Origin of the sequence: Streptomyces sp. NPDC012508 (assembly GCF_042902595.1) — a bacterium.
In the GTDB taxonomy this organism is placed as follows: domain Bacteria; phylum Actinomycetota; class Actinomycetes; order Streptomycetales; family Streptomycetaceae; genus Streptomyces.
On record NZ_JBIBEO010000005.1, the window covers coordinates 259,846 to 274,670 of the forward strand.

Sequence of the window (14,825 nt, forward strand, 5' to 3'; positions counted from 1 at the left end):
GGACGGCGGGGTGATCGGTTCCGGCTCTCGGCCGGGAGTCCCGGCTCCTGACTGCGAGGCGGGACGGCGGGTGATCGGTTCCGGCTCGTGGCCGGGACCCGCGGCTCCCGACTGAGTACGGGAGCCGGGCGGGATGAGTACCATCGCGTCTCCCGCCGCCCGCCCCGCGCGGGGTTGGATCGGCCCATGTTCAACGAGCACCCCGGCTGGGTCACCCCCGTCGTCCCGCCCAAGGCCCCGACCGCCGCCCGCCGCCTGCGCACCCGCGCGCTGTGGGCCGGGCTCCTGCTGGTGCCCGCCACGGTCGTCGCCGGACTCCTCGCCCTGAGCACGGAGAACGCCGGCCGCTGCGTCGCCTACGGCAGCCCCTGCGGCTCCACTCCTGGCTGGTTCTACCTCGTCACCTTCGCGATCACCGCGGTCGCCTGGATCCACGCCCTCTGCACCCCGGACGGGCCCGCCGAGCCCGCCACCTCCCGCAAGGCCGCCTTCTGGACCCTGGTCGGCGCCGAGTCCGTCTTCCTGCTGCTGGTCGTCACCTCCTTCGAGTAAGGCAACCGTGCAGGGCTCCCATGCGTCGTACGCATGTACGGCATGACGTCGGGAGGGGCTCCAGATGTTCGATGGGATCAGTGTGACGGAGGCGGGGCGCGGCAATCGGCTGCTCGGGTATCTCCTGGCGGTGCTGCTCACCGCCGGCGCCCTCACCCTGGCCGGGCCGGGCGTCGCGCACGCCGAGGCCGCCTCGGTCTGCAGCGGCAGAGCCACCAAGACCGTCACCTTCGCCACCGGAGAGCTGCGTCTCTACCGGAGCCGGCAGTACGTCTGCGCCCTCGCCGTCGCCAAGCACCCCGGCGAGCGCCGCGCGATGTCCGTCTCCCTCCAGGCACGTGGCGGGCGGCCCGTCGTCGACAGCGGCCGGTTCACCCGCCAGGCCGGGCCGGTCACCGTCCACGCCCTGAACCGCTGTGTCCGCGCCACCGGCACCGTCGCCGGACGGAGCGGCTCGACGGGCTGGGTCCTCTGCTGAGGCCCGGGCCGCGACCCGTGACGAAACCCGTGACGAAACCCGAGACGAAACCTGTGCCGTTGCGAAGGTAAGGGCCAACTGGGTCTGGCGGCACGCACGTTGCCCCCGCTAGGTTCGCGACACCGTTGTGAATCAAGGGGAGGGTGAATGCGCAAGTCGCTGATCTGGCTGACGTCGCTCACGGTGCTCATAGGCACCGTCGGGGCGAGTGGTGCGGCTACCGCCGCCGAGCCGGCCACCGGCAGCCCGACCGCCGCCGCGGACAGCGCCGTCGGTACGGACATCAAGGACCGCATCCTGGCGATCCCCGGGATGAGCCTCATCGAGGAGAAGCCGTACGCCGGCTACCGCTTCTTCGTCCTCGACTACACCCAGCCGATCGACCATCGCCGGCCGTGGAAGGGCACGTTCAAGCAGCGGATCTCCGTCCTCCACAAGGACACGGACCGTCCCACCGTCTTTCACACCAGCGGCTACGGGCTGAGCACCACCCCCAGCCGCCGCGAGCCCACCCGGATCATCGACGGCAACCAGGTCTCCATGGAGTACCGGTTCTTCACGCCGTCCCGGCCGCAGCCCGCCGACTGGTCGAAGCTCGACATCTGGCAGGCCGCGAGCGACCAGCACCACATCTTCACCGCCCTGAAGAAGATCTACGGGCAGAAGTGGCTCTCCACCGGCGCCTCCAAGGGCGGCATGACGGCCACGTACTACGAGCGCTTCTACCCGCGCGACATGGACGGCGTCGTCGCGTACGTGGCGCCGAACGACGTCAACAACAAGGAGGACTCGGCGTACGACCGGTTCTTCGAGAACGTCGGGACCAAGGAGTGCCGCGACCGGCTCAACGCGATGCAGCGCGAGGCGCTCGTCCGCCGCGCCCCGCTGCAGAAGAAGTACAAGGAGTGGGCCGAGTCCGAGGGCGCCACCTTCAACACCGTCGGCACGCTGGACAAGGCGTACGAGGCCGTCGTCCTCGACTTCGTCTGGGGCTTCTGGCAGTACTACGGCGAGGACGTCTGCGGTTCGGTCCCGGACGCGAAGACCGCGACGGACGACCAGGTCTACGAGACGATCGACGCGTACTCCGGCTGGTCCTTCTACACCGACCAGGGCCTCGACCCGTACACGCCGTACTACTACCAGGCGGCCACCGAGCTCGGCTCGCCCAGCATCAAGCTGCCGCACCTGAAGGGCCTGACCCGCTACGGCTACCAGCCGGCGCGGAACTTCGTGCCGAGTGAGATCCCGACGACCTTCAAGCCGGCGGCGATGCGGGACGTGGACGACTGGGTCCGCAAGAACGCCAACCGGATGCTGTTCGTGTACGGCGGCAACGACCCGTGGGGAGCGGAGCCGTTCCGCGTCGGCAAGGGCGCCCGTGACAGCTACGTCTTCACGGCCCCCGGAGCCAACCACGGCGCCCAGGTCGCCGGTCTCGTCGAGGACGAGCGCGCCAAGGCCACGGCCCGCATCCTCGCCTGGGCCGGGGTGGACGCCCCGACGGCGTCGGCCGCGCAGCCCCTGGCCCGCTTCGACGCCCGCCTCGACAAGCCGGCGGACGACGAACTGAACCGGGAGCGCGGCGTACGCCCGTAACGACGCGTGACGCGCCCGGCGGCCCCACGACCGCCGGGCGCGTCCCACTTTCTTCACGGCGGTCGGGCGCCGACGGCTCGTCACGGCCGCCGGTGCGCCGACCGCTCGTCACAGCCGTCGGGCGCGCCCTCCTGCGCAGCCGCCGGGCGCCCACCGCCCTTCACAGCCGTCGGGCGCGCCGACCGCTCTCCCCGGCCGTCGGGCGCGCCCACCCGCACCCGCCGCCCTTCACAGCCGTCGGGCGCAGCCCACCGGGCGCTCGCCGCCCAGTGTCACGAACAGTGCCGTCGTGGGCGGGCAGCGGTCGCGGCTCGTGACCGCCGACGCGACCCGGAACGCGGGCGCACCGGCCCCCGATCCGTCGCAGGCGGTCTCCTTCACCCGGCCCTCGCCCGAGGACGACACGCAGTCCCCGACGATCGTGTGCGGCCCGCCGCCCTCCCCGGGGTCGCCCGGATGGGGCGCTTCCAGATTGCGCATACAGGCGTACCCGCGCGGCACGGACCCGTCCCCGTTCTCGTCCGCCGCGGGCCGGCTCTCCGAGACGTGCAGGACGAAGTCCGTGGTCGCCGGGCACGTCGGACCGCCCGAGGCGGCGCCCTGGTACCGGGTCGTCACCCGCGCGACGGCCTTCTCGCTCGTGCACGGAACCTCACGGAACACCGCCCCGCGCGTGGAACAGTCCCCGGGCCCGAGGAACATCGCCCCGTGGTCGTCGGGCGAGCTCGTGTACGTGACGGGCCGGGGCGGCCGGCTGTCCGCAGCCCGCTGACAGCCGGTCAGCGCCGGCAGCAGACCCGCGCACGCCATGGACAGCAGAGCCGCGCACGCCACGGACAGCCCCGCCCCGCTCCTGGGAGCGCGCATGAAAGACCCCCCGATCTCCGAGTCCAGGGTGGCCCGCCGGGGCGGGCGCACGCCAGGGAGAACGGGGGGTCTGCGCCGCGAGTTACGTTACGCGTACGACAGGCCGTGGCCGACCGGGTACAGCACGCGCTTCGGATCGTCCGCCCGCTGTACGGGGACGGGCAGACGGCCGTGCGGCCGGGCGTGGCCCGCGAGGACCCGGACCGCGGCCCGCAGTTCGACGTCGGTCCAGGAGTAGGCGGCGAGGGTGGCCCGCTGCCCGGTGATCCAGGCGACGTCGTACGGGTTGCGGATCGCGATCGTCACGACGGGCACCCCGGTCGCCACGAGCCGGTCGACGAGGGTGCGTTGCGGACTGGTCGCCGAGACGTTGTAGGTGCCGACGACGACCACGTCCTTGCCGGCCGCGGCCGCCACCGCCTCCTCGATCTTCGCCGCCGTCGGGGTGATCCCGGTGGACAGGGCGGTGGCGGTGAAGCCGAGTTCGGTGAGGGCGGCGGCCAGGGTGGTGGTCGGGGGGCCTGTGGTGCCGGACGGCGAGGCGGGATCGGCACCGACGACCAGCACGTCGCCGTGGCTGAGGCGGCTGATCGGCAGGAATCCGCCCTCGTTGACGAGCAGAGTGGTGGTCTGCTCGGCGATCCGGTCGGCGCGGGCCAGGTGGGCGGCGGTGCCGACCGCACGGTTCACACCGCGGCCGGTGACGTAAGGCCGGTGGAACAGCCCCAGCTTGGCCTTGAGGCGCAGGATCCGCAGGATCGATTCGTCGAGCCGCGCCTCGGTCAGTTCGCCGTCCTTGACGGCCTGGAGGACCGCGTTCCAGGCGAGGTCGAGCTTCGGCGGGTTGAGCAGCTGGTCGACGCCCGCCTTGAGCGCGAGAACGGGCACACGGTCGTCGCCGTACTTCGTCCGTACACCCTCCATGCCGAGGGAGTCCGTCACCACCACGCCGTCGTAGCCGAGTTGCTCGCGCAGGATGCCGGTCAGGATCGGATGGGAGAGGGTCGCCGGGTCCTCGCTCGGGTCGAGCGCGGGGACGACGATGTGCGCGGTCATGATCGAGTCGATGCCGGCGGCGATGGCGGCCCGGAACGGCGGGGCGTCGAGCTCGGCCCACTGCGCACGGGTGTGGGTGATGGTCGGCAGGCCGTAGTGGCTGTCGGTGGCGGTGTCGCCGTGGCCGGGGAAGTGCTTGGAGGTCGCCGCGACACCGGCCTGCTGGTACCCCCTGACCTGGGCCGACACCAGGCCGGCGACGGCCTGCGGGTCGGAGCCGAAGGACCGGACGCCGATGACGGGGTTGGCGGGGTTGACGTTGACGTCGGCGACCGGCGCGTAGTTCTGCCGGATGCCGAGGGCGGCCAGCTCGGCGCCCGCGATCCGGGCGGCGTCGCGGGCGTCGGAGCGGGAGCCGCCGGCGCCGAGCGCCATCGCCCCCGGGAGCAGGGTGGCCGGCTCACCGACCCGGCAGACGATGCCGTGCTCCTGGTCGGTGGAGATGAGGGCGGGGACGGGGGTGGGCTGGGCGAGGGCGGCCCGCTGGATGCCGTTGGAGAGCTCGGCGATCTGGTGCGGGTCGCGGGTGTTGTGCGCCCAGGAGAAGTAGATGACGCCGCCGACGTGGTACTTCTCGACGAGTTCGGCGGCCGTGCGGACGCCGATCTCCTTGAGGTTGGCGTCGATGTCGGCCTGGTCGGGCGCGGTGGCGGAGTGGCCGTACACCCGCATCACGAAGAGCTGGCCGACCTTCTCCTCCAGCGACATACGGGAGATGAGCCGCTGGAGGCTCTTGAGGCTGGTGTCCGGCTGGGCGTGGGCGACGGGGGTGGTGGCGCCGGTGACGGCGGCGGCCGCGGCGGCGGCGGTGACGGTGAGGAGGGTGCGTCGGGAGGGGGCGCGGTGGTGCACTGATGCTCCTTCCGGCCGTGCGGGTTGACGGAAGCGGGTGAAGGAAACTTCCAAGGTGCAACGGATAGCCCGAAAGTAACTGCCAGGTCAAGGATCCGCGCAAGGATCCGCGCAAGGATCCGCGCGGGTATCCGTTCGGGATGCGCGTATGGGTCAGGTGGCGGAGACCTCGGGCCAGAGTTCCTGGAGCGTGCGGACGGTCTCGGTGATCGCGGGCCGGCGGGCCGCTCCGGTGCGCCAGAGCGCGTGCAGCCGCCGCGTCGGCATCGGGTCAAGCCGTACCGGAGTCACCCCGGGCGGCAGCGCCCCGCGGCCGAGGCGCGGCACCAGTGCGATCCCGAGGCCCGCCGCGACCAGGGCGACCTGCGTGTGGTTCTCCTCCGCCTGGTGGACGATGCGCGGTTCGTAGCCGGTGGCCCGCAGGGTCTGCATCAGCCAGTCGTGGCAGACGCTCCCGGGCGGCTGCGTGATCCACCGCTCGTCCGCCAGCTCCTCCCGCCGTATCGACGCGCGCGTCGCCATCGGATGGTCGCGCGGTACGAGTACGTCGCACAGGTCGTCGCCGATCACCGCCTGCTCCACCCCGGGCGGGGTCGGCATCGGCGCGATGTCCCAGTCGTGGGCCACGGCGAGGTCGATCACGCCGCGCACGACGAGCTCGATCGAGATGTGCGGGTCCACCTCCGTGAGGCGGGCGTCCAGGGCGGGGTGGCGGGTCCCCAGTTCGGCGAGGACCCGGGGCATCAGGCCCCGCGCGGCGCTCGCGAAGCAACCGATCGACAGGCGCCCGGAGGGCAGCCCGCGCCGCTCTTCGAGCCGCACCTCCGCCTCCTCGACGAGCGCCAGCAACTGCTCTGCGGTGGCGACCAGTTGGTGGGCATCGTCGGTGAGCCGCACCCCGCGGCCCCGGCGTTCGAGGAGGGTCGTACGGGTCTCGCGCTCCAGCTTGGCGATCTGCTGGGAGACGGCCGACGGGCTGAAGCCGAGGGCGGCGGCCGCGGCGCCCACCGAACCGTGTACGGCGACGGCGTGGAGGGCGCGCAGGCGTCCGAGATCGAGCATGGGCGGGCTCCTCGGGGCGTGGACAGGCCTGGATGAAGCGTTGCTTCATCCAATCATGAAGAAATTAGTGCTGGTGCTACACGGTCGTCATGCGTGACGCTCTCTCCCATGCGCCCTGCCCATGTCGCCCTGGCCGCGCTCGTCGCCGCCGTCTGGGGAGTCAACTTCGTCGTCATCGAGATCGGTCTCGACCACTTTCCGCCGCTGCTCTTCTCCGTCCTCCGCTTCCTGGCCGCCGCGCTCCCCGCCGTGTTCCTGGTCGGCCCGCCCAAGGTCGCCTGGAAATGGATCGTGGGGGTGGGGCTGGCCCTGGGAGTGGCCAAGTTCGGCCTGCTCTTCACGGGGATGGACCTCGGCGCGCCCGCCGGGCTCTCCTCGCTGATCCTCCAGATCCAGGCGGTCTTCACGGCCTTGTTCGCCGTCCTCGCGCTCGGCGAACGGCCGGGGAAGGTGAAGATCGCGGGCATGGCGGTCGCGCTCGCGGGCATCGGAGTGGCGGCGGTCGACGAGGGCGCGAGCGGCCCGCTGGTGGGCTTCGCGCTTTGTATCGCGGCGGCGGCCTGCTGGGGCGTCTCCAACGTCCTGACCCGCAAGGCGTCCCCGCCGGACGCCCTCAACTTCATGGTCTGGGTCAGCGTCGTGCCGATCCTGCCGCTGCTGGTCCTCTCCCTCCTCCTGGAGGGCCCGGAGCGGGATCTCGCGGCGCTGCGGGGGCTCGGCTGGGCGGGCGTGGGCGTCATCGTCTACGTCGCCTGGGTCGTCACGATCTTCGGATTCGGCGCCTGGGGCTGGCTCCTGCGCCGCTATCCGGCCTCCTCGGTGGCCCCGTTCTCGCTCCTGGTCCCGGTCTTCGGGATGTCCTCGGCGGCGCTCTTCCTCGGCGAGGGCATCAGCCCCCTGCGCTGGTGCGCGGCGGCGCTGCTCGTCGGCGGAGTGGCGCTGACGTCGCTGTCACGCGGCGGAGGGCCGGCGGCCGCCCCGGAGCCGGCCGGACGGGCGGAGGTCAGGGTGTGACGGCCCGGCTGCTGCGGTGGGCGGCCGGGGGTCGGGTGTGCCGGACCGGCTGCCGCGGTGGGCGGCGTGGGGGTCGGTCGTAAGCTGATTCCTTGATCGAGAGGAGCCCCGGATGTCCTTCGACCTGGTCCCGGTCGACCGTGAACCCGCCCCCGCGGCCGTGCTGTTGAGCGGCATTCCCGGCAGCGGCAAGTCGACGGTCGCGGCCGCACTGGCGGCCCGGTTCGCGAGTGCCGCGCACATCGAGGTGGACGAGCTCCAGGAGCTGATCGTCTGCGGCGGCCGGTGGCCGACGATGGACCACGATCCGGAGGCCGACCGCCAGATCCTCCTGCGCGCCCGCAACGCGTGCCTGCTGGCGGACAGCTTCGCGGCGGCCGGCTTCCTGCCGGTCGTCGACGACGTGGTGGTTCGCCGCAGCCACCTCGACTTCTACCGCGCGACCCTGAAGGCACGCCCCTTCCACACGGTCTTCCTCGCGCCGGGCCCGACGAAGGCCTGGGAACGCAACAACGCCCGCGACAAGCGCCTGACGACGAACTGGGCCCCACTGGACGCGGCGATGCGGGAGGAACTGTCGGCCGACGGCATCTGGCTCGACAACGCGGAGCTGTCGGTGGAGGAGACGGTCGACGCGATCCTGAACATGACGGGCCTGGCCACGGCGACGGTGTAGCGGGGCACACGGATCCGGGCCCCGGGCCGGAGCCCCGCCGCTGGTTGCCGGCCCCCGTCTGAGGCCGGAGCCCCCGGCTCGCCCCGGGAGCCCCGGCCGTCGGCCGGTCGCCCGGACCGGGCACGCGCCCCGGCCAGCGCCGCGGCCGCCGTCGGCCGTGCCGGGCGGCTGGCGATCGGCGGCGCGGGGCCCGGCTCCGGGTTGGTGTCCCTCGGCTGGGTCCGTCGCCCCGTGGTTTGGGTCGGGGGGCCTTGGTCGTTGGCCGTTGGCCGTTGGCCGGTCGCCCTCGGCCGGGCACTCCGCGCCTCGGCCAGGGCTGCGGCTGCCTCGGCCGGGGCGGCTGTGGGCGGCCGGCGCGGGCCCGGTTCAGGCCCGTGGCCCGCGAGGACGCCCATCACGCGCGCGAGGCGGCTTCCGTCACATGCCCGCCCGCGAGGGCGCGCCGCGCCGGGGTCCGCCCCGCCCGCGAGCCCCCGCCCGCCGGGAGCGGGCGCCGGTCCGCAGCGCCCGCGTGCCACCCGCCCGGCGGCGGTGGTTTCCGGGCGGGCCGTCAGGCGCGGGGGCGGGCCGTGGAGTCTCGTACCAACAGCTCCGCCGGGATCGTCGTCACCCCGCCCGGCGGGGGTTCCTCCGTGGCCACCGCGAGGCGGCCCGCGCGGGCGCCCGCGTCGTGGAGCGGGAGCCGTACCGTCGTCAGCGCCGGGACCACGTCTATCGAGAACGGCAGGTCGTCGAAGCCCGCCACCGACACGTCCTCCGGAATCCGCAGCCCCCGGTCCCGCAGCGCCGCGCACGCGCCCAGCGCCACCGTGTCGTTCGCCGCCACGATCGCCGTCAGCGACGGCTCCCTGCGCAGGAGTTCGAGCGTCGCGTCGTAGCCGGACCGCCGGTCGTACCGGCCGTGCACCGTCGGCCCCTCCGGCAGACCCGCCGCCGCCAGCGCCTCCCGGTGGCCCTCCAGCCGGTGCCGGGTCGTCGTCCGATCCGCCGGCCCCGCCACGTAGCCGATCCGCCGGTGCCCCAGCGAGAGCAGGTGCTCGGCGAGCCGCCGCGCCCCCGCCCGGTTGTCGAACGTGAGCGCCGCCATGCTCGCGTCCCCCTCCACCGGCGGCCGCCCGCACAGCACGATCCGCGTCCCCGCGTCCGTCAGCTTCGCGAGCTTCGCCGACACGGCCGCCATGTGGTCCGGGTCCTCCAGGGACCCGCCGGTCATGATGACGGCGGCGGCGCGCTGCCGCTGGAGCAGCGTGAGGTACGTGAGCTCGCGCTCGGGCGAGCCGCCCGTGTTGCAGACGACGGCCAGCTTCTCGCCGCCCGCCCGCCCCGGCGCCCCTTCCCCGATCGCCCCCTGCGCCGCGCCCGCCATGATCCCGAAGAAGGGGTCGGCGATGTCGTTGACGAGGATGCCGATCAGGTCGGACGTCGCGGCGGCGAGCGAGCTCGCGGGCCCGTTCAGTACGTAGTCCAGCTCGTCCACCGCCCGCAGCACCCGCTCCCGGGTCGACGCGGCGACCGGGTAATTGCCGTTCAGGACGCGGGAGACGGTGGCGGGGGAGACCTGGGCACGCGCGGCCACATCCGCCAGCGTGACGGTCATCGCGTACCTCCGGAGGGAGAGAGTCGGGCGAACGAGCCTGCGGCACCGCGGAGAGGGGGGCGGACCCCTTGTCCGGTGTGTTGTCGGCAGGCTAGCGTCTCCGTTCGTAGAAAGCGCTTTCTGTTTGGGAGTACGTACGTGATGGAGGCACCTTCGTGACACGCAGGACTGTCCGTATCGCCATGAACGGCGTCACCGGGCGCATGGGCTACCGCCAGCACCTCGTCCGCTCGATCCTCGCGTTGCGCGAGCAGGGCGGACTCGACCTCGGCAACGGCGAGACCCTCTGGCCCGAGCCCGTCCTCGTCGGCCGCCGCGAGCACGCCCTGCGCGCGCTGGCCGAGCGCCACGGGCTCACCGAGTGGTCCACCGACCTCGACGCCGTCCTCGCGGACGAGACGGTGGAGATCTACTTCGACGCCCAGGTCACCTCCGCGCGCGTCGAGGCGATCCGCAAGGCCGTCGCCGCCGGGAAGCACGTCTACACCGAGAAGCCGACGGCGGGAGACCTCGCCGGCGCCCTGGAACTCGCCCGGCTCGCGACCGAGAAGGGCGTCAAGCACGGTGTCGTCCAGGACAAGATCTTCCTGCCCGGCCTGCTCAAGCTGAAGCGCCTCATCGACGGCGGCTTCTTCGGCCGGATCCTCTCCGTACGCGGGGAGTTCGGCTACTGGGTCTTCGAGGGCGACTGGCAGGACGCCCAGCGCCCCAGCTGGAACTACCGCGCCGAGGACGGCGGCGGCATCGTCGTCGACATGTTCCCGCACTGGGAGTACGTACTCCACGAGCTGTTCGGCCGGGTCACCGGCGTCACCGCGCACGTCGCCACGCACGTCCCCGAGCGCTGGGACGAGCACGGGAAGCCGTACGCCGCGACCGCCGACGACGCCGCGTACGGCATCTTCCAGCTGGAGGGCGGCGCGGTCGCCCAGATCAACTCCTCGTGGACGGTCCGCGTCAACCGCGACGAACTCGTCGAGTTCCAGGTCGACGGCACCCACGGCTCCGCCGTCGCCGGCCTGCGCAACTGCCGCGTCCAGCACCGCTCGGCCACGCCCAAGCCGGTCTGGAACCCGGACATCCCGGCGACCGAGCCCTTCCGCGAGCAGTGGCAGGAGGTCCCGGACAACGCCACGTTCGACAACGGTTTCAAGGCCCAGTGGGAGCTCTTCCTGAGGCACGTCGTCCTGGACGAGCCGTACCAGTGGGACCTGCTGGCGGGCGCGCGCGGCGTGCAGCTCGCCGAGCTGGGGCTGCGGTCCTCGGCCGAGGGCCGGCGCCTCGAGGTCCCGGAGGTGACCCTGTGATCCGCCTTCCCGACGGCGTCGGCGGGGTACGGGAGTACAGTCCGCGCCCGGCCCGCACTCCGGCCCCCGCGGGCGGCGCGCCGACCTCCCGTACGGTCTTCTCGGCCGCCCATGTCGTCGCCGACCCCTACGCCGACACGACGCCCGACGGACCCGCGGCCCTCGACTGGGACGCGACCCTCGCCTTCCGCCGCCACCTCTGGGCGCAGGGCCTCGGCGTCGCGGAGGCGATGGACACCGCGCAGCGCGGGATGGGCCTCGACTGGGCGGGCGCGGCGGAGCTGATCCGCCGGTCGGCGGCGGAGGCGAAGGCGGTGGGGGGCCGCATCGCGTGCGGTGTGGGAACGGACCAACTCGCGGGTGCCGCCGATCTCGTGTCGGTCCGCAAGGCGTACGAGGAGCAGCTGGCGCTGGTCGAGGAGACCGGCTCCCAGGCGATCCTCATGGCCTCGCGCGCCCTCGCGGGGGCGGCCGAGGGCCCGGACGACTACCTCGACACATACGGCCACCTCCTCCGCCAGGCGAGCGAGCCGGTGATCCTGCACTGGCTCGGGCCGATGTTCGACCCGGCACTCGACGGGTACTGGGGCTCGGCCGACCTCGACACGGCGACCGAGACGTTCCTTGAGGTCGTCGCGGCGCACCCGGACAAGGTCGACGGCATCAAGGTCTCGCTCCTGGACGCCCAGCGCGAGATCGACCTGCGCCGCCGCCTCCCGGAGGGGGTGCGCTGCTACACGGGCGACGACTTCCACTACCCGGAGCTGATCGCGGGGGACGAGCAGGGGTTCAGCCATGCCCTGCTCGGCATCTTCGACCCGCTGGGGCCGCTGGCGGCGGAGGCGGTGAGGATCCTGGACACGGGCGACACGCAGGGCTTCCGTGAGCTGCTCGACCCCACGGTGGAGCTCTCGCGCCACCTCTTCCAGGCGCCGACCCGCTTCTACAAGACGGGGGTCGTGTTCCTGGCCTGGCTGGGCGGCCACCAGGACCACTTCACGATGGTGGGCGGTCTGCAGTCCGCCCGCTCGCTGCCGCATCTGGCGCGGGCGTACGAACTGGCGGACGGGCTCGGCCTGTTCCCCGATCCGGAGCTGGCGGAGTCCCGGATGAGGTCCCTGCTGACGGTGTACGGAGTCCCCCGGTGAGCCTTCTCTCGCGGTTCAGCATCAACCAGATGACGGTGAGGCAGCTGTCGCTGCCCGAGCTGGTCGAGCAGTGCGTGCGGCTCTCGGTGCCGGGCGTGGGCCTGTGGCGGGAGCCGGTCGCGGAGTACGGCCTGGAGGCGGCGGCCAAGCTGGTACGCGACGCGGGCCTGACGGTCACGTCGCTGTGCCGGGGCGGCTTCTTCACGACGGCGGACTCCCTGGACGGCAACCGCGCCGCGATCGACGAGGCGGCCACCCTGGGCACGGACACCCTGGTGCTGGTCTCGGGCGGCCTCGCCCCGGGCAGCCGTGACCTGGCGGCGGCCCGTGCCCGGATCACGGACGCGATCGCCGAACTCGCTCCGTACGCGGGCGACCGGGGCGTCCGCCTGGCGATCGAACCCCTCCACCCGATGTACGCCTCGGACCGCTGCGCGATCTCCACCCTGGACCAGGCCCTGGCGATCGCCGAGCGGTTCCCGTCCTCGCAGGTGGGCGTGGTGGTCGACACGTACCACATCTGGTGGGACGACCGGGCCCCGGCAGCGGTCGCCCGCGCGGGCGCCTCGGGCCGCATCCACGCCTTCCAACTGGCGGACTGGACCACGCCCTTGCCGGCCGGCGTCCTCAACGGCCGAGGTCAACTGGGCGACGGCGCGATCGACCTGCGGTCGTGGCGCGAGCGGGTGGAGGAGGCGGGGTACGGGGGCCCGATCGAGGTGGAACTCTTCAACGAGTCACTGTGGGCGCGGGACGGCGCGGAAGTCCTGGCGGAGACGCTGGCGAGATACCTCCGCCACGCGACGTAGACCGCCCCGGTCAGGGCGGGCGGTCCGGGGCGGATGTGCGGCCGCCCCGGCCCGCCCGGGGTCCAGTGCCCGCCCGCGGCCCCGGCCGCCTGGGGCGCCGCCCGCCCGGGTCCAGGCCCGCCCCGCCTGGGGTCCTGGTCTGCCCGGGGCCCCAGCCGCGGCCCCGGCCGCCCGGGTGTCGAGCCGGCGCGGCCTCAGGACCCGGCGGCGGTCGCCCCGCCCGCCAGCGCGACGACCAGGCGCCGCACCAGCTCCCGGTCGTCGCCCGGGCGGGCGCCGCCCGTCATCAGCAGATGGTGCACGGTGCCGGTGACCGCCAGCGCGAGCATCGGGCAGTCCACGGCGGGCCCGACCCGGCCGCGCCGCTGTTCCTCCTCCAGATAGGCGGCGAGGGCGTTCTCCACCGCCGCCGGCCCCGGGGCCCCGCCCGCCCACGCCTCCTCGACCCGCTCGGTGACACCACGGCGCGACAGGGCGACCGCCGCGATCACCGCACCGTGCGAGCCCAGCAGGGCGAGCGCCGCCTCCGTCAGGTTCTCCAGCACCGCGCCCTCGCCCGCGCGTCCGGGAAGCGGGGCCACCTCCTCCGCCACGCGCCGGAACCGGTCCAGGACGAGCTGCGCGACAAAGTCGTCCAGATCGGTGAAGTGGTTGTAGAGCAGGCCCTTAGCGCAGCCGGCCTGCTCCGTGACGGACCGGTTCGTGAGCCCCGCAGGGCCCTCCCGCTCCAGGACCACCTCGGCGGCCTCGAAGAGCCTCTCCCGGACGTTGGGCGTGGCGACTCCACGTGGGGACAACTGCTCCTCCAGGGACAGGGGTTGCGAGTATGGGCATCCGCCCATACTTTGATGGGCGGATGCCCATACTAGCTCTGTCGCACCAGGAGACGCTCGATGCGCCCGCTCGTCAACACTGCTCAGTCCGAGGCCTGGAACGGCTACGAAGGCCGCCACTGGAGCGACCACCACGACCGCTGGAACGCCGTGAACGAGGGCTTCGACGCGCCCCTGCTGGACGCGGCGGCCATCCGCCCGGAGGACAGGGTGCTCGACATCGGCTGCGGCACCGGACAGACGACCCGGCTCGCGGCGCGGGCGGCCCACCGGGGCGCCGTCCTGGGCCTCGACCTCTCGGAGCCCATGCTCGCCCGCGCGAGGGAACTCGCCGCGGAGGAGGGGCCGGCCGGCGTCGACTTCCGGTGCGGCGACGCCCAGGTGCACCCGCTGCCGGCCGCCGCCTTCGACGTGGCCGTCAGCCGCTTCGGCGTCATGTTCTTCCAGGACCCGTCCGCCGCCTTCGCCAACGTCGGCTCCGCCTTGCGTCCGGGCGGCCGGATCGCCTTCACCTGCATGGCCGACCCCTCCCGTACGGACTGGGTCCGCGTCTTGGGAGTGCTCGGCGACCTCGTCCCCCCGACCGCCCCCGCCGGAGCCTCCGAAACCGCCACCGGAGCCTCCGGCGACGAACCCGCTCCCGGCATGTTCTCGCTCGCCGACCCCGGCCGGATCCGCCGCGTCCTCACCTCGGCGGGTTTCGAGGCCGTGTCCGTCGTGCCCTGCGAGGCCGACGGCCTCTGGGGCCGGGATGCCGAGGACGCGGCCGCCTTCGTCCTCGACTCCGGTCCCGCCCGCCACTTCCTCGCCCCGCTCGGCCCCGACTCGGCCGAACGTGCCCGCGCGGAAGTGGTGCGGTCCCTGCGGGAGTTCGAGCGCCCCCGCGGAGTCCTTCTGCGTACCGCCGCGTGGTTGGTCACCGCCACCCGGCCCTGACGAACGGTCTCGTCCACAGGCGCCCACCCGGTGTCCGAG

The 14,825-nt window shown here is 73.4% G+C and carries 14 protein-coding genes; 9 read left to right on the forward strand and 5 right to left on the reverse strand.

Going from position 1 to position 14,825, the window contains the following annotated elements; genetic code table 11:
- Window positions 1-186 precede the first annotated feature (186 nt).
- From ACFY8U_RS18745 to ACFY8U_RS18755, 3 genes are all read left to right on the forward strand, one after another.
- Entirely contained in the window at window positions 187-552 is a 366-nt protein-coding gene (locus tag ACFY8U_RS18745; RefSeq protein WP_389571386.1) for a hypothetical protein, read from the forward strand.
- Window positions 553-616: 64 nt separating this feature from the next.
- The gene (locus ACFY8U_RS18750; RefSeq protein WP_389571389.1) at window positions 617-1,030 is read left to right on the forward strand and encodes a hypothetical protein; all 414 of its coding nucleotides are present in this window, start codon (window positions 617-619) and stop codon (window positions 1,028-1,030) included.
- A 147-nt stretch (window positions 1,031-1,177) separates the two neighbouring features.
- Window positions 1,178-2,629: an aminopeptidase gene (locus tag ACFY8U_RS18755; protein WP_389571391.1), complete on the forward strand. Its 1,452-nt coding sequence runs from the start codon at window positions 1,178-1,180 to the stop codon at window positions 2,627-2,629.
- Between the two features lie 228 nt (window positions 2,630-2,857).
- On the opposite strand, the gene ACFY8U_RS18760 is transcribed toward ACFY8U_RS18755, so the two are convergent.
- From ACFY8U_RS18760 to ACFY8U_RS18770, 3 genes are all read right to left on the reverse strand, one after another.
- Window positions 2,858-3,496 (reverse strand): hypothetical protein, encoded by a 639-nt coding sequence (locus ACFY8U_RS18760; RefSeq protein ID WP_389571394.1) that lies wholly within the window; start codon window positions 3,494-3,496, stop codon window positions 2,858-2,860.
- Between the two features lie 87 nt (window positions 3,497-3,583).
- A complete protein-coding gene (locus ACFY8U_RS18765; RefSeq protein ID WP_389571397.1) occupies window positions 3,584-5,404 on the reverse strand; it encodes a glycoside hydrolase family 3 protein in 1,821 nt (606 codons plus the stop codon).
- Window positions 5,405-5,557: 153 nt separating this feature from the next.
- Window positions 5,558-6,466, reverse strand: a complete 909-nt coding sequence (locus tag ACFY8U_RS18770) for a LysR family transcriptional regulator (RefSeq protein WP_389571400.1) — start codon at window positions 6,464-6,466, stop codon at window positions 5,558-5,560.
- Window positions 6,467-6,574: 108 nt separating this feature from the next.
- On the opposite strand from ACFY8U_RS18770, the gene ACFY8U_RS18775 reads away from it, so the two are divergent.
- Window positions 6,575-7,480: an EamA family transporter gene (locus ACFY8U_RS18775; RefSeq protein WP_389571403.1), complete on the forward strand. Its 906-nt coding sequence runs from the start codon at window positions 6,575-6,577 to the stop codon at window positions 7,478-7,480.
- Window positions 7,481-7,592: 112 nt separating this feature from the next.
- Window positions 7,593-8,156, forward strand: coding sequence for an AAA family ATPase (locus ACFY8U_RS18780; protein WP_389571406.1), 564 nt, complete (start codon window positions 7,593-7,595; stop codon window positions 8,154-8,156).
- 550 nt (window positions 8,157-8,706) lie between these two features.
- On the opposite strand, the gene ACFY8U_RS18785 is transcribed toward ACFY8U_RS18780, so the two are convergent.
- On the reverse strand, window positions 8,707-9,753 hold the full coding sequence (locus ACFY8U_RS18785) for a LacI family DNA-binding transcriptional regulator (RefSeq protein WP_361766828.1): 1,047 nt from the start codon (window positions 9,751-9,753) through the stop codon (window positions 8,707-8,709).
- A 155-nt stretch (window positions 9,754-9,908) separates the two neighbouring features.
- Here ACFY8U_RS18785 and ACFY8U_RS18790 point away from each other — a divergent pair, with 155 nt between their 5' ends.
- Genes ACFY8U_RS18790 through ACFY8U_RS18800 form a run of 3 tightly spaced genes read left to right on the forward strand, consistent with a single transcriptional unit; the run spans window position 9,909 to window position 13,017 of the window.
- Window positions 9,909-11,060: a Gfo/Idh/MocA family protein gene (locus ACFY8U_RS18790; protein ID WP_389571410.1), complete on the forward strand. Its 1,152-nt coding sequence runs from the start codon at window positions 9,909-9,911 to the stop codon at window positions 11,058-11,060.
- On the forward strand, window positions 11,057-12,208 hold the full coding sequence (locus ACFY8U_RS18795; RefSeq protein ID WP_389571413.1) for a dihydrodipicolinate synthase family protein: 1,152 nt from the start codon (window positions 11,057-11,059) through the stop codon (window positions 12,206-12,208). The genes ACFY8U_RS18790 and ACFY8U_RS18795 overlap by 4 nt, the downstream gene beginning before the upstream one ends.
- Before the next feature lie 29 nt (window positions 12,209-12,237).
- Window positions 12,238-13,017 (forward strand): sugar phosphate isomerase/epimerase family protein, encoded by a 780-nt coding sequence (locus ACFY8U_RS18800; RefSeq protein ID WP_389572079.1) that lies wholly within the window; start codon window positions 12,238-12,240, stop codon window positions 13,015-13,017.
- Window positions 13,018-13,211: 194 nt separating this feature from the next.
- Here the strand turns inward: ACFY8U_RS18800 and ACFY8U_RS18805 are convergent, their stop codons facing one another.
- A complete protein-coding gene (locus ACFY8U_RS18805) occupies window positions 13,212-13,814 on the reverse strand; it encodes a TetR/AcrR family transcriptional regulator (protein ID WP_389571416.1) in 603 nt (200 codons plus the stop codon).
- A 96-nt stretch (window positions 13,815-13,910) separates the two neighbouring features.
- Here ACFY8U_RS18805 and ACFY8U_RS18810 point away from each other — a divergent pair, with 96 nt between their 5' ends.
- Window positions 13,911-14,786, forward strand: coding sequence for a class I SAM-dependent methyltransferase (locus tag ACFY8U_RS18810; protein WP_389571418.1), 876 nt, complete (start codon window positions 13,911-13,913; stop codon window positions 14,784-14,786).
- Window positions 14,787-14,825 lie beyond the last annotated feature (39 nt).